At 43.0% G+C, this 20,296-nt stretch carries 11 protein-coding genes; 8 read left to right on the top strand and 3 right to left on the bottom strand.

Features of this window, described 5'->3' with window-relative positions:
* Positions 1-3: 3 nt before the first annotated feature.
* The 3 genes from V5804_RS06675 to V5804_RS06685 form a co-directional block, all read right to left on the bottom strand.
* A complete protein-coding gene (locus tag V5804_RS06675) occupies positions 4-3,396 on the bottom strand; it encodes a SusC/RagA family TonB-linked outer membrane protein (RefSeq protein ID WP_369590601.1) in 3,393 nt (1,130 codons plus the stop codon).
* A gap of 488 nt (positions 3,397-3,884) precedes the next feature.
* Positions 3,885-5,498: a RagB/SusD family nutrient uptake outer membrane protein gene (locus V5804_RS06680; protein WP_369590602.1), complete on the bottom strand. Its 1,614-nt coding sequence runs from the start codon at positions 5,496-5,498 to the stop codon at positions 3,885-3,887.
* Between the two features lie 24 nt (positions 5,499-5,522).
* A complete protein-coding gene (locus V5804_RS06685) occupies positions 5,523-8,672 on the bottom strand; it encodes a SusC/RagA family TonB-linked outer membrane protein (RefSeq protein WP_369590603.1) in 3,150 nt (1,049 codons plus the stop codon).
* A 429-nt stretch (positions 8,673-9,101) separates the two neighbouring features.
* Here V5804_RS06685 and V5804_RS06690 point away from each other — a divergent pair, with 429 nt between their 5' ends.
* From V5804_RS06690 to V5804_RS06725, 8 genes are all read left to right on the top strand, one after another.
* The gene (locus V5804_RS06690) at positions 9,102-10,313 is read left to right on the top strand and encodes an ROK family protein (protein ID WP_369590604.1); all 1,212 of its coding nucleotides are present in this window, start codon (positions 9,102-9,104) and stop codon (positions 10,311-10,313) included.
* Between the two features lie 149 nt (positions 10,314-10,462).
* Positions 10,463-13,162: a glycoside hydrolase family 2 TIM barrel-domain containing protein gene (locus V5804_RS06695; RefSeq protein ID WP_369590605.1), complete on the top strand. Its 2,700-nt coding sequence runs from the start codon at positions 10,463-10,465 to the stop codon at positions 13,160-13,162.
* A 418-nt stretch (positions 13,163-13,580) separates the two neighbouring features.
* Positions 13,581-15,500 carry a glucosamine-6-phosphate deaminase gene (nagB, locus tag V5804_RS06700; RefSeq protein WP_369590606.1) on the top strand — a complete coding sequence of 640 codons (1,920 nt, stop codon included), beginning with the start codon at positions 13,581-13,583 and terminating at the stop codon, positions 15,498-15,500.
* A gap of 117 nt (positions 15,501-15,617) precedes the next feature.
* Positions 15,618-17,036 carry a glycoside hydrolase family 125 protein gene (locus V5804_RS06705; protein WP_369590607.1) on the top strand — a complete coding sequence of 473 codons (1,419 nt, stop codon included), beginning with the start codon at positions 15,618-15,620 and terminating at the stop codon, positions 17,034-17,036.
* Between the two features lie 129 nt (positions 17,037-17,165).
* Complete coding sequence (locus V5804_RS06710) at positions 17,166-18,245, top strand: carbohydrate-binding family 9-like protein (protein WP_369590608.1); 1,080 nt, start codon at positions 17,166-17,168, stop codon at positions 18,243-18,245.
* On the top strand, positions 18,242-19,342 hold the full coding sequence (locus V5804_RS06715; protein ID WP_369590609.1) for a family 10 glycosylhydrolase: 1,101 nt from the start codon (positions 18,242-18,244) through the stop codon (positions 19,340-19,342). Before V5804_RS06710 ends, V5804_RS06715 begins: the two co-directional genes overlap by 4 nt.
* A gap of 251 nt (positions 19,343-19,593) precedes the next feature.
* On the top strand, positions 19,594-19,746 hold the full coding sequence (locus V5804_RS06720; protein WP_369590610.1) for a hypothetical protein: 153 nt from the start codon (positions 19,594-19,596) through the stop codon (positions 19,744-19,746).
* A 5-nt stretch (positions 19,747-19,751) separates the two neighbouring features.
* Positions 19,752-20,294: a hypothetical protein gene (locus V5804_RS06725; RefSeq protein ID WP_369590611.1), complete on the top strand. Its 543-nt coding sequence runs from the start codon at positions 19,752-19,754 to the stop codon at positions 20,292-20,294.
* The last annotated feature ends 2 nt before the right edge of the window (positions 20,295-20,296 follow it).

A 20,296-nucleotide genomic window follows, 5' to 3' on the forward strand; every position in this document is an offset into this window, starting at 1 on the left:
ATGCTATAAGGAAATATTTAAACTCACAGAATAATTCCTGTAGAAAGGGACACCGCCGGTTATATACGGCCTGAAAGGGTCATTGCTTTGAAGGGATTCAGGGTTTTGGTCACCGCTCAGGGTTTTATATAAGTAAGCAATATTACGGGCAGATACACTTAAGCGGGCACCTTTTAAACCGATTTTATTAATCAAAGGTGCTGGCAACCTGTAACCTAAGCTAATTTCGCGCAGCATGATCCAGGAGTTTTTGGATACCGATTCATTTGCATTAAGATTTGTTCCGTAACCGTAAAAAGTATTGTAATACAAGGAAGCTTTCCAAGGCTCAACCAAACCTTGATTGTACGCATCCCTGAAAGTCATACCGGCAATGCTGACACCTGGTTTAAGCGGACTTGTTTGGCCTGCATCAAAAACAGCGTTAGGTATTACGCCGTCATACCTGGTTTGCCCGGTGTAAGAATCAATGCGTGCTACGCCTCCATGCGCCTGATCACGGAACTGCAAAGAGTTTAGTGTTGTTCCCTGTCCGGTTGCATAACCATAAGCTTCAGAATAAACATCACCGCCAAAGCGGCTATCAACCTGCGTAAAAAGACTGAAATTTTTGTAACGCAAAGTGGTACTGATCCCACCAACTAAATTAGGTTCTACCTTGCCTATATTGATCCGTTTTTGTGCATCCGTATAATCAGGATTGACCAGATTGTAATCCTGCATATCGTATTTTACTGCCGGATTGGTGTTGGTATAGCGGCTGCCAACTTGTATAATAGGTAAGCCAGTTGCCGGATCAATTTTTGACGATGCCCCTGTTTCTGATGTCAATACACCAAAAGCGCCGCCTTCATAGGCGTAAACATTTGCTCCATCATAGCCTCCGCTCAGTTCCCATTCTTTTATACCGTCTGCTAATTTAATAATCTTGCTTTTGTTATGCGCCATGTTTATTGCAAAGTTCAGGTTCCAGTCTTTACTACGGATTGGGGTAACGTTAACCAAAAGTTCTATACCCTGGTTCTGAATATTGCCCGCATTCAGGAAACTTCTGCTGTAACCGGTTTCGATTACGCCCGGAACATAAAGCAACTGGTTAAAAGTATTGGTTTTATAATAGGCAAAATCAACATTTACCAATTCTTTGAATAATCCAAAGTTGGTGCCCAACTCTATCGAACGCTGTTTTTGAGGCTTTAAATTCAGGTTTTGTTTAATATCTGCGTTCACTTGAATGGCACTGCCTACCGATTGATTGTTTTGGTTAATGATTGTACTTGGCGCGTAACCAATCCCGGTGGCATACGGGCCTGCAACTCCTGCATTGCCTACATAAGCCAATGAGGCCCTCAACCTTCCGCTTGACAACCAAGTTGGCAAGGATGGTTTTAAATGGTCATAAAAAGAGTACGACACGTTTACCGATGGATAAAACACAGCGTAATTATTAGCTCCCGGCACACTGGTTGGATAGGTTAAAGTAGATAGCCAATCGTTACGTCCGGTTATTTCGAGGTTTAAATATTCTTTATAATTTAAGTTTAAATCTCCGCCCAAGCCAATAGTCCGCATAGATGGCTTTTGTGCACCTGGGTAATCACTATACGGAGGTACATTGTAATTATAATAATATTGAGTAGTAAGCGTATTAACAGAGTTTCCAAGGAAGAACTGGTTCGGCACGGCCAGGCCGCCATTGGTACTTGCGCCCCAGTTTTCTGCCAAACCATTTCCGTAAATCTCATTTAATATCCTAAAATCAATGTTTAAATCGTTGTTTAAAACCTTTTTAGCCGCATGTGCCATAAACAACAAAGTATAGTCGGTAGAATAAGAACCGCCAGAATCATAATAACCTCCTACGTTATTTTTGTCGTTGCCGTAGTTTTTAGTTTCCCGAAAAGCTTTCTGAAAGTTGATGTTTGCCCGTCCCGAAAAATCTAACCAGGGAGCTACCTGTGCCTTTAATTGTGCATAGCCCAGGAAAGAATTTTCATTGTTGCTGAAATGATTTTTATCAAAAACAGAGAATGCAGATGTTACACTATTTAAGTTACCAAAAACGCCGGCACTGTTGATCGAGTTATCGGCATTTCGGTAAGTGGCTTTCCAATCATTATAATTTAGGTTACGGGGCAAATAATAAGTATTGAAAGCTAAATTTGATCCGCCGCCATAAGCATATCTTCCCTGATTATAATAGTTGGATGTTACCGTATTTGCATAGTTGATCCCGATTTCGGTAGAAAACACTTTGTTCAGTTCGCCGCCAACTTTAATGGCAAAAGCATTTCTTTTTAAGCTGTTGTTTGGCAATATCCCATCGCTTGAGTTATTGGAGTAAGATAAACGATAATTAAACTTATCGTTTGCACCGCTTAAAGCCAAGTTGTTGTTGATATAATTCCCGTTCTGATAAAATATTTTCCAGTTGTCTGGCTGCGGCGAATAAGGTGCTTTCCGGGAATGGTCATAAATTACCGGGTGCAAACTGCCGTCCATAACCGGGCCCCAACTGCCTACCGTATTGGCCTGCGAACCATCCGGGGCAAAATTACCTTCCCGGGTAAGCGCACTGCCCTGGCCGTAAACATTTTGAAAAGCCATCGGGCTTTTGTAAATGTTAGAGGTTTGGTAAGTTGAGCCGAACTCAATGCCCAAGCCCTGACCGGACCTTCCCCTTTTGGTGGTGATCACAATTGCGCCGTTTAACCCACGCGAGCCATAAAGTGAAGTAGCTGCTGCACCTTTTAATACCGTAATAGATTCATAATCATCCGGGTTTAAGTTCTTCAATTGTGAACCACTGTCCGTGTCATCTGCATTTACAATATTATTTTGAAGCACGTTTCCGTCTATTACAAAAATTGGTTGGTTATTGGCCTGGCCAGGGCTTGAACCCAAAACTTTTGCACCCCTGATCTGGATAAAAGGCGAAGTTTGGATACCCGCAGCGCTCATCACATTAATGTTTACACCTGCAACTTTACCTTGCAAACCAGTAATTGGGTTGACGGTATTGGTCCGGGTAATATCTTCGCCTTTTACTGTTGTGGCAGAATAGCCCAGGTTTTTGTCGGCTTTATTGATGCCCAAAGCCGTCGTGATTGTTATTTCCTTTAAAGCCTGCCCGTTTTCGGCCATCGTCAGGTTGATCGTGGTTCTATTGCCTACTGCCACTTCCTGTGTTTTAAAGCCGATAAAAGAAAAGCGCAAGGTGGCATCAGTGCCTACCCTAATTTCATAAGTGCCATCAGGAGAGGTGGAAACGCCGTTCTTTCCGTTAACTTCAATAATACTGACACCCGGCAAAGGTTGGCCCTGGACGTCTTTTACGGTACCGTTTACGGTTTTTCGGTTTTGGGCATACCCGAGTGAGCAGCTTAGGATTGCCAAAAAAATAAGTAATTGTTTTTTCATTTTCAGTTCATATTAGTTAAGGTTAAAAATTAAGCACGTGTTAAATAACTTCGGTTAAGGTTTATTTTGGCCTGTTTAAATTTTGTTCAATATATTTTCTATGCTTCTTTTATCACATAAAAATCATTGGCCTATTGTACTTTTTGTACCGTAAAAGCATTTAAAAATAAAAATTTACAGGCATACACGCAGCCTGGTAAATTTTATGATGGACATTTAAACACGATATTGTTTTCTATGCTTCTTGTATCACCTAAAAAAACATTAAACAAATAAAAATTTTAAACAGGCTTTAGGGCCTGTTTAAAATTTACTTAATAAGGTTTAGAATACTTCTTTTATCACCTAAAAACTGGTGAATAATTGGTTTTTAATTTATTTGTGCCAATGCAAGCACTGATTTTATAGGGGTAAAAGAAGTATTGCCTTTTTTTCATAAATAAATTCAAAATGAACCTAAAGGTTTAGTTTTTCACTTTTAAATCCCACCATAACCGGGTGCCGCCATTATCTGGCCCGTTTAATAAGGTAGCCGCTTTTGTAACCTCGGCCTTGTTGTTATTGTATTCATCCTGTGAAAAAGGAAGCCTGCGGATAAAATCAGTGGTGCTGATGGTGCCCTGGCTGTTGTTAACCACAACCGGCATCAAAACAGGGTAATTAGTCCTTCTGAATTCGGCCCAAGCCTCTTCGCCATCCGGCCACAAGCCCAGCCATTTTTGGGTAATGATGCGTTCCAGTTTTTGCTGGTACGTTGCCCCGTCGTCCCACTTAATCGTAATCTTGCTTAAATAAGGCGATCCGGCAGGTACGTTGTTGGTTGCGCTGGCAAGGTCTGTATAGGGTGCTTCTGTACTGGTTGCATCATTTGCATAATTGCCCAAACTTCCGCTAACCCCGTTAAGATCAAACGAAAGGGCAATCCCTTCATTATAAAAACCGGAAGGGGCACCGCCCATGTTCCATCCGCGTAAAGCACCTTCGGCCTTTAAGAAAGAAACTTCAGAAGCTGCCATCAATTGGATTGGTGTACTGGCATTGGTGTTGCCAAAATTTAATAAACTGGCATCTGCATATTGTGTTGTAGAAGTGATGGCAACGCCGTTACGGATACCGCGGAACTGGCCGGCACCATTAGGTTTAAAATAAACAGGAAGCCTTGGGTCGTTAAAACCTTTAAGGTAGCATTCCATTGGTGCGCCCATGTTGATGTCTGTGTATTCATAGGTGATAGACCAAAGCGAATTGGTGAAAGTAACACCGTTGTACTGGTGTACAAAAGCATTATCACTATTTGTTGTCAATAAGCCGTTCGGATCGTTTACGGCCTCTTCTCCTTTGGTTTTTGCCAAAGACGGATTGACCATGGCGATACGGATAGCCAAACGAAGTTTTAAAGAATTGGCAAATTTGAGCCACTGCTTGTAATCTCCGTTGTAAACCAAATCATAAGGCTGGAATGGCTTTACGCCCGGATTGGCTTTAACGTATTGGGTCAGCGTTTTTATGGCAAAATCAAGCTCGGTAAAAAAAGTATTGTAAATTGCTTCCTGGCTGTCATAAGGCGTGGTAAACCCGCCTTTTCCAAAAGAGTTATAAGGCATAGGGCCATAAACATCGGTAACGCGGTGCATACCTTCCACTTTAAGGATATTGGCGATGGCCAGATAATCAGGTGAAGTTGTTGCAGCTCTCTTACTTACCTGTAGCCAGTTTGACATGATATTTTGATAGCCAACATTAAAAGGTGCAGTGTTCCATCCCGGTACAAGCCCGTAATTGGTATTGTTTACCCCGCCGTTAAATGGGTCGCCGGACATCATAAAGCCGGAATAAATATCTCCGTTTAAATTCTGCTGTAGCTGGTACAAATAGTTGGTGGTGCTGAAAATAGAAAGCTGCATTGGTACCATAAACGTGCCTAAGCCTTCGCCATCAATTTTAAGCAGCGAATCTGTGGCATTATACCTGTTGGTGTTATACTTTTCAAAATCCTTGGTACAGGAAGTTTGAAATAAAACAGCACTGATGACCAATAGTACCGGCCAGTATTTTATGGGTGAATTTTTTGTTTTCATGTTATCTTTAATTTAAATCAATGGTTAAAAACGGGCACTTATTTTGAAACCAATACTGCGGATGGTAGGAAGGTTAAACACATCAAGCCCTTGCAAACCATTGGCGGTAGATAAGGCAACATCCGGGTCAAAAGGGGCATTGTTCTTTATCATCCACAAATTCCTGCCGATGACAGAAAGGCCAACATTTTTAATTTTATTGTTTAGATAAGTGCCGGGCAAGGTGTAGCCAAAAACCAATTCGCGCAAACGGATATTGGTAGCGCTGTAAACGTATTCTGAGGCAATGGCATTACGGCCGCCAACAGTTGTATAATACAATTGCGGATCTACTTTTTTGCCATTAACCACAACACCACCGTTATCACGAGCCTTACCGGATGCTTCAGAAACGCCATACTGGTCAAGCACTGCCTGTGTCAACGAAACAACCTGGCCTCCAAACCTTCCGTCTACCAAAAAGCTCAACCTAAAGTTTTTGTAATTGAACTCGTTTTGAAAACCGGCTAAAAAATTAGGGTTGTAGTTTCCTATTTTAGTATAGTCTGATGATTTTACAGGATTGCCATTGGCATCTGTTATATAGTTTCCGTTTGCATCTTTTTCTGCTGCATTGGCATACATATCACCGTAAGAGCCGCCTTTTTGTACCCGTAGGTTAAACACGTCCGAAGAAAGGTTTACATAATCTAATGAGGTATTGGCTTTGGTATAAGGATCGGTATATTCCAGTACATCCAAAACCTTGTTTCTGTTCAATGAAAAGTTTACACTTGGCCTCCAGCTAAAAGCCCCAAATTTAGCAGTATAAGCCAGGGTAGCTTCGATACCTTTGTTCATCAAATTACCACCGTTAAAATAGTAACTGCTGTAACCGGTTGATGGGCTTACGCTGATTTGATAAATTTGATTGGTACTAAAAGATTTGTACAAGTTTACGGTCAGGTTTAAATTGTCATTTAAAAAACGGCTGTCTAACCCAAGTTCGTATGATCTCGTTTTTTCTGGTTTTAACGTAGCAAACGGTGCTGCACCTATAGCATTTGTTGTTCCGTTATTGATAGCATACGTCGGGTTGGTGGCATAAGCAATCGAACTACCGTTACCTACATTGGTAATGTTTGCCCTTATTTTTGCAAATGAAATCAGTTCAGGTAGTTTAAATAGTTGGCTTAAAACAGCATTCAGCCCCACAGCCGGATAAAAGAAATGGTCTTTGTTGGTAAAAGCCAAGCTCGAATCCCAATCATTACGGCCGGTTATATCTAAAAATATTTTATTGTCATAACCTAAGGTTGCTGTACCAAATGCAGATTGTATCTGGCGCCTGTCTGCATATTGCGTTGGGTGTACACGTACATAATCAATATTGGATATCGAAAACACGTTGGCAAAATTTAACAAGTTGCCGTCTGTAACAGAACCCTGTGTTTGGTTATTTTGGAAACTGCCGCCCAAATTTGCAGTCAGTGTAAATTTATCAGATAGTTTTTTATCAAAACTTGCAATCACGTCAGCATAAGTTTGCGTTATACCGCTTGGGTTATAAGTGTACCCGCCCTTGGCACCGGTCAATGTATTAATGGTTGAGGCATAGCGTTGGGCTTCATAAACATCAGTGGTACGGTCAACTTTTAACCTTCCCTGTATGTTCAGCCAGTCGGTAATGGTGTATTTTGCACTGATGGTTCCCAGCAAACGGCTCAAACGGTCCTGATTTGTGTTGCGGTTTACAATCCAATACGGGTTTTGCGTGGCAATATCGCTGATGGTGTATGGCCAGTTTTGGGTGTTTAATTGTCTTGCCGGATCATAAACCTCGAAGTTATTTTTGTACTGGTTAAAATCAACCCCTCTTGGAAAAAGGTACAAAGGCACAATTGGATTGTAATAAAAACCCTGGTAAGGCCTGTTGTTTACATTTTGTGAAATATAATTGGCAGAAACATCTAAAGACAGTTTATTTTTAAAAAATTGGCTTGAGTTGCGTACCGTAAAATTGTACTTGTCCAGTTTGTTATTTGGGATGATACCGTTAGAGTTGGTATTTTCAAAAGAAAAATAAGTTTGATTGGTTTCTGTACCGGTTTGTACCGACAAAGCATTGATCAAAGTCCTGCCGGTATTGTAAAACGACTTAGGGTCAAACGTACTTGGGGAACTTAATTTACTGCCCCAGCTAAAAGGGGAATTTACTACTGGTTTCCCGTTCTCGTCCACCGTTGTTTCACCATAGGTATTTTGCTGCTTTGGTATCAAAAACGGGTTTTCAAAGGTTGTATTGGATGAAAAATTGACCGTTGTTTTTCCTGCCAAACCTTTTTTAGTCGTGATTAAAATTACCCCATTGGCACCCTGGCTGCCGTACAATGCTGCCGAAGATGAACCCGGAAGTACCGTAATACTTTCAACATCGTCCGGGTTAAGGTTTTCAATGGCATCGCCTCTGTCCTGTCCGCCAAACACACCACCAATTTGTCCGCTGTTGTTGCGCGGCATCGGGATACCATCAATTACATACAACGCATTGTTATCGCCGTTGATAGATTTGTTTCCACGTAAAACTACTTTGGTCGAGCCGCCAACACCGGTAGAACTCCGGGTGATTTGCGCACCGGCCACTTTACCCGATAAACTGTTCACCAAACTGGCATCCGGTACGTTCGTCAGTTCGTTGCCGCTTACTGTTTGCACGCCATAGGTTAATGACCGGGCTTCCCTTCTGATACCTAAAGCCGTTACCACAACTTCGGTCAGGTTATTCGTAGCAGGTACAAGGCGGATGGTAAGGGCAGTTTTTCCTGCAACCGGCACTTCCTGGTTTTGGTAACCGATATACGATAATACCAAAACTGCGTTTTCGGGCGCAGTAATAACAAACGCACCATTAATATCGGTTGATACACCGGCAGTTCCATTCTTCACTTTTACCGAAACACCAATTAATGGCTGGCCTTTTTCGTCTAATACTTTACCGGAAACCCTGATGTCTGCAGCCTGAGCCGTTAACCGGGTCGGTTCAACCGCAGTGGGTTTTAAAGCCGCGGGATGTGTATAAATGCCGGCTGAAGCATCCAGGTTAAAAATTAACACAGATGCAAAAGTTGCTGTTAAACATAGCTTTGGAAAGCCGTGTTTTACAGTAGTACCAAATAGGTATTTACTGATTTTCATAAATAATAGGTTTAAATTAAAAACTATGGCCTGCCCGAAAGCAGGGGACTGTTGGCAAAGTAGTATAGGTTATCTTGAGGATGAGGTTCGCCCCTCAGGATTATAAGTAGTTTTTTTTCATCATATGCAATTATTTAGTTTAAGTAGTGATACGAAAGTTAAAAATGAATGGATGCACTGCCTTTCTATTTTTTAGTTTCAGGCTCGACCAAATTTTATATGGTAAAAGAAGCATCGCCACATCAAATCAAAAAAATAGGTTAAACAGCTTAACTCAAAATACACGCTATAATTGCTTGATTGGTGTTTTTTAAGTGCCGACTAAGGAAGCAATTAAATTTTAAACTTCCTACTTCTTTTTAAAATATTTAAAAAGTTTTCTGTTTATCGGTTTAATGTTCTAAATATGTAAAATATTAAACCTAAAACATGACCGCCCATAGCATAGAAATTTTACTTAATTATAGTGAAGCCATCAAATGCCTGTATTACAACGAGGTATTGACCAGTGCCGACATTAGCAACTACACCGGCAAAAGCATCCCGCATACCATCAAAGTGCTGAACGAACTGATCAAAGAAGGTTATGTGGCCGAAAAAGGCTTTGCCAGTTCGAGCGGCGGACGCAAGCCTTTGAATTATTCGCTCGTTGCAGATACCCATTATCTGCTTTCGGTAGCGCTGGATCAGTTCTCGGCACAAATGGTGGTGGTGGACATGAACAACAATTTTGTAAGCAATGTTGCCCGTTACGAGTTTGACATCCATCTTCTGCAGGCCGAAACTTTTGTTGATGACCTAAAAAACTTTCTGGAAAATTGCGGCCTATCCAAAAACAATATCCTCGGTATCGGCTTGACCATGCCGGGTTTTGTGGATACCGATGCCGGAATAAATTACACTTTTTTAAAGGTTGAGGGCCAGACTTTGGTGGAATACATCGAGCAAAATATTTCTATCCCGGTTTTTTTGGACAATGATTCTACCGCTATTGCCTTGGCCGAGCAAAAGTTTGGCGTGGCGGCACATATTAAAAACGTGATGGTGCTGAACTTAGGCTGGGGGATTGGTTTGGGGATGATTTTGAACGATAAAATTTTCAGGGGAAACAACGGTTTGGCGGGAGAGTTCAGTCATATCCCGCTGTTTAAAAACGGTAAGCTTTGCATTTGCGGCAAACACGGTTGTTTGGAAACGGAAGCTTCTTTAATTGCCGTAACAGCCACTGCAAAAGAAGGCATCCGGCAGGGGCAAATTACCAGCCTGGCCAATTACAAAGAGGTTGACGCGGATGTGATTATTACCGAAGCGATCAAAGGCGATGTGTTTTCTGTGAAACTGATTTCGGAAGCGGCTTATCATGTGGGCGAAGGTTTAGCAATTTTGATCCACTTGATGAACCCCGGCGCGATCGTTTTGAGCGGTAAAGGAAGCGTTGTCGGGAAATTATGGCTCGCTCCAATCCAACAAGCCATCAACGAACATTGCATCCCGATGCTGACCAATTATACCGAATTTATCATTTCCAACTTAAACACCAAAGCACAGTTGATTGGCGGTGCGGCGCTGGTGGTCGAAAATTTTGGCAAAAAGCTGGCAGATAAAATGGCCGCCATAGAAGAAAATGCTTTTGTAAGTTAATTTTTTTTGAACTTGCAGGATGATAAAAACCAGACAGTAAAAAATTATTTTTGAAAAAATGTTAACCGTTGTACCATCACCAAAAAAAGAGTGCTAAAAGAAGCATTGTGCTTCCATAAAAATTACCCATTATTTTAACCTGAACTGTATTGCAAACCTCAACCAAACAAACAAAGCCCGGATTTTTAAAAACAGCAATCGTTGCAGCCTGCATCCGGGCGGTGGCCCATACTGTTTTTATCACTGTTTTTTTAGTGTCGGCAGCAAAGGCACAAGCTTCTTACGAATTAAATTCTGGTTGGAAATGTGCGCCGGTTGCGGAAGTCAAAACCGACGGAAAAGCTTTATCGCAACCCAATGCTTCCACCCAAAACTGGATGCCGGCCACCGTTCCCGGCACCGTTTTGACCACACTTTTAAACAACCAAAAAGTGCCCGATCCTTTTTACGGGATGAACAACGAGCGCATCAAAGACATTTACCAAACCGGCAGGGATTATTATACTTATTGGTTTGTAAAGGATTTTGAAGAAGCGGCACCGGCAAACGGCAACCAGGTTTATCTAAACTTTCGCGGCGTTAATTACAGTTGTGAGGTTTTTTTGAACGGAAAAAAAGTAAACCCGAAAACACATGTCGGCATGTTTTTGCGGGAGAGTTATAACATCAGTTCGTTCCTCAATAAAAATGGAAAAAACCGGTTGGCGGTGCTGGTTTATCCGCCGGACCCGGTGGGCAACCCAAACGGCGGGCAAGGCGGCGACGGCCGGATTGCCAAAGGTGTTGGCCTGCAATATACGGCCGGTTGGGATTGGATTGCCCCGATGCGCGACCGCAACACCGGCATTTGGGATAAAGTTACCATCGAAAAAACGGGAGCGGTTAACGTACTCAATCCGCGTGTAATTACCGTGGTTCCGGGAATTCGAAAAGTTTCAGGAAATCAACAACCAGCCATTATCAAAGCTTCTGCCGAATTGCAAAACGCCGAAAATCATGTGGTAAAAGGAGTATTGCAGTTTACGCTGGATGGAAACACGGTTTCTAAAAACGTAACACTTCCGGCAAATTCAACGCAGGAAGTTGCCGTTCCAAATCTCACCTTAAAAAACCCGAAATTGTGGTGGCCGCATGGTTACGGTTCGCAGAATTTATACAATTCAAAAATCCAGTTTTTGGTGGGAAACAAGGTTTCCGATCAGGAAAACGTTTCTGTTGGCATACGCGAAATTACCACAAGTTGGAATGCAGAAACGCAAAGCCGGCAAGTGGAAGTAAACGGGCAAAAAATATTTATCAAAGGCGGCAACTGGATTATCTCGGATGCCATGCTTCGTTTTTCGGATGCGCGCTACGATGCGGAAATCCGTTTTCACCGCGATATGAACCTCAATTTAATCCGGGTTTGGGGCGGTGCTTTGGTAGAAAGGCCGGACTTTTATCGGGCTTGCGATAAATATGGCTTGTTGGTTTTCCAGGATTTCTGGATTTCAGGCGATGCCAATGGCAAATGGACAGATCCGATGAAAGCAGACGATCAATGGACACGGCGAAAATATCCTGACGACCACGCTTTGTACTTAAAATCAGTAGCAGATCAGATTAAATTAGTGCGTAACCACGCTTCGTTGGCTATTTGGTGCGGCGGAAATGAAATTACGCCACCGGAAGATATTTTGCTTGCTGTCCGCGATTCTATCTTGCCAAAACTCGATAACACGCGCTGGTTTGTGGACTATTCCAACTCCGATAAAATGTCGTTGAACACGTTGGGCGGCAATGGCGACGGCCCTTACGGCATTCAGGATATTGCCACTTTTTGGCAGCAAAAAACATACCCTTTCAATTCAGAAATTGGTTCAGTTGGTTTAGGCGATTACGAATCGCTGCAACGTTTCATCCCCGAAAAAAACTTAATTGCACCGGTTTATTCGGCACAACCCAATGCCAGCAAAGTAGATTCGGTTTGGGATTACCACAAATACATTGGTTACGATGCTTTTATCGATCCTTACGGAAAAGCGAAAGATGCACGGGATTTTGCCAACAAAGCCCAGTTAGTTAATTACGATCAGTACCGTGGCTTGATGGAAGGTTTTAGTTCGCATATGTGGAGCTGGTACACGGGAACGATCATCTGGAAAACCCAAAACCCATGGACGGCCATGCGCGGCCAGATGTACGATTATTACCTCGACCCAAACGCCTGTTTGTACGGTTTGCATAGTGGCAGCGAGCCTTTACATCCGATGTACAATCCGGTTACGGGCATGGTTTCCATCGTAAACAATACTTTTGAAACCAAACGCGATTTGATGCTGACCGTTAAAACCATCAATATGAATGGGGAAGAAGGTATGCTTACACAGGTTTTTGTAGAAGTGCTGCCTTCCTCGGTCAAAGGTTTTTTGCCGGTAAAAACAGTAGTGGAAAAGCGTGCGCGGGAAAAAGGCGTGTTTTTATGCCTGCAAATTTTCGACAAAAACAAGCAGAAATTGAGCGAGAATATTTACTGGATAAAAGATGGATCGGGCAATTATTCGGGCTTACAGGAAATGGCGGCATCGCAACTGCAAACTTTGGCACAAAAACTAAGCGATGGCAAAATTGAAGTAACGCTAACGAACCCGGCAAAAGCGCCGCTGGCTTTTTTTAACCGATTATCATTAGTAGATCCGGCAACGCACAAACGGGTTTTGCCGGTTTTTTATTCAGATAATTACATTTCGGTTTTGCCCGGCAATCAGAAAAAGGTAATGTTGGAATATCAGCCTAAAACCGGCGAACCAATACCGCAGCTTTCCATCAGCGGCTGGAACTTTCCTGAGAAGTTAATTACGATAAAATAAGAGCTTGTTTAAATTTATGAAGTTGTTTAAACTTTTAACTGCCATTATCATATTATTTGTTTTTTTGATAAAAGGACACACCCCTAACCCCTCTCGAGAGGGGAAATATAGCGCCTACCTTTTTAACGATAGAAAAGTAGCAAACTGTGCTTCCCCTCTCGAGAGGGGTTAGGGGTGTGTTTCGCTTCTATCTATTAAAAAGCATAAATACCTGAACAAAAAGTTTAAACAACTTTTATATAAGAAAAAATGCCAATGCTTCTTTTACCACATAAAAATTGGTAGCTGCATCAAATTTTTAAAAACCAAAACTAAATGTTGCCCAATTTTTATAGGGTAAAAGAAGCATTGCAATTGATTGACTAGATTTAAAACAAACCCGAAGCATAGATCAACCTAAACACAAAAAACAATAAGTATGGCCCGTTTAAATTTGTTGGAAGAAACCCGGTACGAAAAGCTGCCGGTTACGGTTTATCCCGATGCTTCTTTTGCCTCCAAAAAAGTGGCAAAAAGGATAGCCGACCTGATTGCGGATAAAAATTCAAAAGGCGAAAAAACAATCCTGGGTTTGGCCACCGGTGCCACGCCGGTTAAAGTTTATGCCGAACTGGTGCGGCTGCACCGCGAAGAAGGTTTAAGTTTTGCCAATGTGATCACTTTCAACCTGGACGAATATTTCCCGATGAAACCAACGGCAGCGCAAAGCTACGTTACGTTTATGAACGAGCATTTGTTCAACCATATTGACATCCCGAAGGAAAACATCCACATCCCAGACGGCACGTTGCCGCAGGAAGAGGTGGCCGCTTTTTGTTTGGAATACGAAAAAAAGATTAGCAGTTACGGCGGGCTGGATTTGCAGATTCTGGGTATCGGCCGTACGGGCCACATTGGTTTTAACGAGCCGGGTTCGGCGCCAAATTCGGGCACGCGTTTGGTTACTTTAGATGATTTGACACGCCGCGATGCTTCCCATGATTTTGGCGGAAAAGAAAACGTTCCGGTAAAAGCCATCACGATGGGCATCGGCACGATTTTTAAAGCGCGCGAAATTATTTTGATGGCCTGGAACTACAAAAAAGCTTCGATCATCAAAAAAGCGGTGGAAGGCGAAATTTCTTCTGATGTGCCGGCCACTTATCTGCAACTATCTGAAAACGTAGAGTTTGTATTGGACGAAGAAGCTGCGGCCCAACTGACCCGTTTTAACACGCCCTGGCTGGTGAAAGATTGTGTTTGGACGGAAAGGCTCATCAAAAAAGCGGTGATCTGGCTGGCCACAACGGTAAACAAACCGGTTTTGAAACTGACGGAAGAAGATTACAACAACCACGGCATGGCGCAGTTGGCCACCGAAAAAGGCCCGGTTTACAACATCAACATTGATATTTTTAACCAGGTGCAACACACCATTACCGGCTGGCCGGGCGGCAAACCCAATGCAGACGACAGCCAGCGGCCGGAACGTGCAGAACCGGCCAAAAAACGGGTCATCGTGTTTTCGCCGCACCCGGACGATGATGTGATTTCAGTCGGTGGCACGTTTATCCGTTTAGTTGATCAGGGCCACGATGTACACGTGGCTTATCAAACTTCCGGCAACAACGCCGTTTGGGACGACGACGCGCTGCGCTTTATTGAATTTGCTATTGATTTTGCCAAAAGTCAGCATCAGGAAACCTCGCAGCTGGAAAATTTATACAATTCTATGCGCGAATTTTCTCAGCATAAACAACCCAACGAAGACGATCCGCAGGAACTAAAAACGGTAAAAGGGTTGATCCGCAAAGGCGAAGCGATTGCCGGTGCGCGTTTTGCCGGCGTGCCGGATGACCATATCCATTTTATGGATTTGCCTTTTTATGATCGTTCTAAAATCCAGAAAAACGTGAGTTATGAGGACGATATCAAAGAAACCATGGCCTTACTGGGCGCGATAAAACCGCACCAGATTTTTGCTGCCGGGGATTTTGCCGATCCGCATGGCACGCATAAAATCTGTTTTGACATTATCATAGAAGCTTTAAGGCGTTTGAAAGATGAAAGCTGGACGAAAGACTGCTGGATTTGGCTGTACCGCGGAGCCTGGCACGAGTTTGAAACCTACGAAATCGAGATGGCCGTTCCGCTTTCCCCGCAGGAAGTGATCCGAAAACGTTTGGCTATTTACAAACACCAGTCGCAAAAAGATTTACCGGTTTTTCCGGGCGATGACGCACGCGAATTTTGGGTGCGGGCGGAAGACCGCAACCGCGAAACGGCCTGCGCTTACGATAAACTGGGCATGGCCGAATATGAAGCGATAGAAGCTTTTGTAAGGTACAAGTTAAATTAGTAATTTTCGCTGTCATTCCGACCGCAGGGAGAAATCTTCTTTCAACCAAAATTATGCTGCTTTGAAGAAGATTTCTCCCTGCGGTCGAAATGACAAACTCAAACCTAAAACCTAAAAATGAAAAGAAGCACTTTTATCCAACAAGCCGGTTTGTTAACGGGCGGGCTGTTTTTAAACCAATCGGTTTTTGCCGCCGAAGAATTTGTAAGCCACCGCCCTGCTTTAGGCAAACGCAATTTCACCAGCAAAGCGGTAGAGGCTGCCATAACAGAGTTCAAAGCCAAAGTAAAAGACAAAGAACTGGCTTGGCTTTTTGAAAACTGTTTCCCCAATACTTTGGACACCACTGTATTTTATGCGGTAAAAGAAGCACGGCCGGACACTTACGTCATCACCGGCGATATTGATGCGATGTGGCTGCGCGACAGTTGTGCCCAGGTTTGGCCTTATCTGCCTTTCATCAAAAAAGACGAACAACTGCGAAATTTGATTGCAGGCGTGATCAGGCGGCAGGCGCATTGTGTTTTAGAAGACCCATACGCCAACGCTTTTTATAAGGACGATACCAAAATAAGCGATTGGAAAACCGACCGCACCAATATGAAGCCCGGCATCCACGAGCGTAAATACGAAATTGATTCGCTTTGTTACCCCATCCGTTTGGCGCACCGATATTGGAAAGAAACCGGCGACACCAAGCCTTTTAACGCCGAGTGGAAAAGCTCCATCGCACTGATTTTGCAAACTTTTAAAGAGCAGCAGCGCAAAAACGGCAAAGGGCCGTACCATTTTCAGCGGCAAACTACCGCGCCAACCGATACCTTGCCGATGGGTGGCTACGGTTTCCCGGTAAAACCAAACGGACTGATCTGCTCGATGTTCCGCCCGAGCGATGATGCCACGATATTTCCCTTCCTCGTTCCGTCCAACTTTTTTGCCGTTGTCAGCCTGAAACAAGCCGCCGAAATGGTGAATGCTGTTTTTAAGGATGAAAAATTGACCTCGGATTTAAAAGCTTTGGCCACAGAAGTAGAACAGGCTTTGCAAAAACACGCTATCGTTCAGCACCCCGAATTCGGAAAGATTTACGCTTTTGAGGTAGATGGTTTTGGCAACCACAATTTGATGGACGATGCCAACATCCCGAGTTTGCTGGCTTTGCCTTACCTCAATGCCGTTCCGGTTTCTGATCCGATTTATCAAAACACGCGGAAGTTTGTTTTATCTGCCAGCAACCCTTATTTCTACAAAGGAAAAGCGGCAGAAGGGATAGGCGGGCCGCACGTAGGCAAAGACGGCATGATTTGGCCGCTCAGTATTATTGCGCGGGGATTAACAAGTACCAACGATGCGGAGATCAAACATTGCATCCAAATGCTTAAAACTACGCACGCCGGGACTGGTTTTATGCACGAATCTTTTAACCAGGACAACCCGGCCAATTTTACCCGGAGCTGGTTTGCCTGGGCCAATACCATTTTCGGCGAGTTTTTGTGGGAAACCTATCAGCAAAAACCACAATTGTTAAACAGTTAGGTTGATGGAAAAGTCTGGCTATTTTACTGGCTCTGCTGCTGTTCCGCACAATTTTTTTATTCATTCTAATGTGTTTAAGGAACCGTGATTTTGAACAGGCACCAATTTTTATGGCATAAAAGAAGCATTTTGCTTTTTGTTTTTTTGCTGCTGATCAGTCTTGAACTTAAAGCCCAAAACAGTTTTAAAGGATTGGAAGTGCTTTTCTCCACTCCAAAAAATTATGTTGTTCAGCATACTGATGATGTATTGAAAATGGATGGGAACTTGGAAGAAAGCGACTGGCAGAAAACTGCTTGGACCGAAGATTTTGTAGATATTGAAGGCGCAAAAAAGCCGCTTCCAAAATTGCAAACGCAGGTAAAAATGCTGTGGAACGATTCTACTTTGTTTATCGCCGCAAAATTGCAGGAACCGCAGCTTTGGGCCACGCAAACGCACCACGATGATATTATTTACAAGGACAATGATTTTGAAGTTTTTATTGATCCCGACAACAACACGCACCAGTATTTTGAGATTGAAATCAACCAGTTCAATAAAATTTTCGACCTTTTTATGCCAAAACCTTATCGAAATGGGGGCAATGCTTTGATTGGCTGGGACGTGGAAGGCTTGCAAACAGGCGTAAAACTGGACGGAACATTGAACCAGCCGCAGGACGAAGACAAAAGCTGGACGGTGGAAATGGCCATTCCGCTGAAATCTTTGCGGATGGGTTTTTCATTAATAAAGCCTAAAGAAGGAACGTTATGGCGCATCAATTTTTCGCGGGTGGAATGGGACACGAAAATCAGCAACGGAAAAAACGAGAAGCTGAAAAACGCCGCCGGAAAAGATTTGCCCGAGCACAATTGGGTTTGGTCGCCGCAGGGCGTTATCAACATGCACTACCCGGAGCGCTGGGGATATTTGCAGTTTTCGCGCAAAGCTGATGCTGTTTTTACCCTATCTTTTTCGGAGTTGCAAAAGCAGTATTTATGGCTGGTTTATTACCGGCAAAAACAGTATCTGCAAAAAAACGGAAAGTATGCCGCAACCCTGGCCGAACTGCATTTGGAGCCGATTGCGAAGATTGGGGAGCGGGAAAGCTTGTTGCAAATGGATGCTTCGGGCAGGCAATTTACGGCTACAGTTAAGGCAGAAGGAAGCGTGGCCATCAGCATAAACGATGAAGGATTGATTGAAACGATAAAAACGAAACCATGAGCAACCGCAGGAATTTTGTAAAATCGGGTTTACTGGCCGGCTTGTCTGCCGCAGTTTTGCCCGCAGCATCCAATGCCGAAATGCTTCTTTTAGCACCTAAAAAAGGGTGGAAGCATTGGGTTTGGACGAACCCGAACCTGAAAGATACAGAGCAGGAACTGGCCGAACGTTACCAGAAATATTATGAGGCAGGCATCCGCGGGATGTTTTTTGAGAACGACAGCGAAAAGCACTTCCGCGCAGCGAAAGCCCAGAAACTGGAAGCGCACCGCTGGATATGGACGATGAACCGCGGCGAAAAACCGTTGCTGGAAGCGCACCCGGAATGGTATGCGGTGAATCGGAAGGGCGAATCCTGTGCCGATCATCCGCCTTACGTCAATTATTACCGCTGGCTTTGCCCCTCGCGCGAGGAGGTGAAGCAATACCTCGAAAACGATTATGCCAACGCTTTGAAAAAGGATTATGTAGATGGCATCCACTTGGATTACGTGCGTTTTTGCGACGTGATTTTACCGGTGAATTTGTGGGACAATTACAAAATTGTGCAAACCAGCGAGCTGCCCGAATACGATTATTGCTATTGCAAAGTTTGCAAAGCCGCTTACAAAACCGAACATGGGATTGATATTGATACGGTGCAGTTTCCGGAAGCAAGCCCGTCGTGGCGTTTGTTCCGTTACCAGCGTGTAAATAAAGTGGTTGAAAGGTTGACGAAAGTGGCCAACACTTACAAAAAATCCATAACGGCGGCCGTTTTCCCAACGCCGGACATTGCCCACCGAAACGTAAAACAGGACTGGGTAAACTGGAACATCAGCGGTGTTTGTCCGATGATTTACCATGGTTTTTACAAAGAAAACGTGGCCTGGATTGGGCAGGCCGTTGCCGAAGGCATAAAAGCTTTGAACGGAAAGTTTCCGTTGTATGCCGGTTTGTACATGCCTGATTTTAAAAACGACGGCGAGGTGCAGCAGGGCATCGAAAACGCGCTGAACAACGGCGCGGCCGGCATTTCGCTTTTTGGCCATGTTTCGGATGGTGTTTTGGCTGTGCTGAAAACTGCTTCGGAAAAAATTGCTTATCGTAAAACCTAAATCCTGTGTTTTGATGCTTCTTTTATCTACCTAAATATGGTAACGAGACACACCTCTAGCCCTTTCGAGAGTAACAATGGGACAAGGGTAATTTATTGACGCGACAAATACGTTATTTTTGAAAAATGCAAAACCATTTCAACCTTATTTCGTATTTTCGTTATTTAATTAAATAGCCGTTTATTTGTGCAATCCTATTATCACCGAGATTGTACAGGTTATTTAATTTGCTGATCATAATAATAGAAATAATGGCAACACCAATCAAGGCAACCCCTGTATTATCTGGTAATGCTTCTAAACGTTTTAATGCTTTATTAGCATCTAAAAAAAACAATCGCACTTCTCCGGAAGAGAAACAAAGGATAAAAAACCTTGTAGAAAAAGTATTATCTAAAAAATAAGATAGTTGACTTTATCAGATTTTAAATTTGTTCCATTAACAGCTAAAATTGACGTTCAGGAGTTTGATTGCGGCGAACCAGACATTACCAACTTTTTAAAAGAAGATGCCTTTAATTATCAAAACCAGTTAATGGCAAACACTTATTTATTTATAGGCGACGATAATTATATCGTCGCCTATTTTTGTATATCTAATGATTGCGTGGTAGATAAAGGAGAGGATAAAGGGTTTACAAAAACTATATTTAACAGGTTGCACAGAAGAACAAAAATTCCAAACACAAAAAGGATAAAACAATATCCGGCTATAAAAGTAGGTCGTTTAGGAGTTGCTGTTAAATATCAAGGAACAGGCATTGCTTATGAATTAATGGATTTTATTAAGGGTTTTTCTATTGAATCTCAAAAGTCGGCATGTAGGTTTCTGCTATTAGACGCGCTTAATAAAGAACGACAAATAAAATATTACACAAGTAACCGCTTCGAGTTTTTACTTGATAACGACGAAAATGAAGTAACGAGAATTATGTATTACGATATGATGTAATT

Origin of the sequence: Mucilaginibacter sp. (assembly GCF_041088075.1) — a bacterium.
Taxonomy (GTDB): Bacteria; Bacteroidota; Bacteroidia; order Sphingobacteriales; family Sphingobacteriaceae; genus Mucilaginibacter_A.

Excerpts from the sequence above, each read along its gene's own strand:
- V5804_RS06685 (WP_369590603.1), bottom strand. The coding sequence starts at position 8,672 with ATGAAAATCAGTAAATACCTATTTGGTACTACTGTAAAACACGGCTTT.
- V5804_RS06705 (WP_369590607.1), top strand. The coding sequence starts at position 15,618 with ATGAAAAGAAGCACTTTTATCCAACAAGCCGGTTTGTTAACGGGCGGG.
- V5804_RS06680 (WP_369590602.1), bottom strand. The coding sequence starts at position 5,498 with ATGAAAACAAAAAATTCACCCATAAAATACTGGCCGGTACTATTGGTC.
- V5804_RS06715 (WP_369590609.1), top strand. The coding sequence starts at position 18,242 with ATGAGCAACCGCAGGAATTTTGTAAAATCGGGTTTACTGGCCGGCTTG.
- V5804_RS06720 (WP_369590610.1), top strand. The coding sequence starts at position 19,594 with ATGGCAACACCAATCAAGGCAACCCCTGTATTATCTGGTAATGCTTCT.
- V5804_RS06690 (WP_369590604.1), top strand. The coding sequence starts at position 9,102 with ATGACCGCCCATAGCATAGAAATTTTACTTAATTATAGTGAAGCCATC.
- nagB (WP_369590606.1), top strand. The coding sequence starts at position 13,581 with ATGGCCCGTTTAAATTTGTTGGAAGAAACCCGGTACGAAAAGCTGCCG.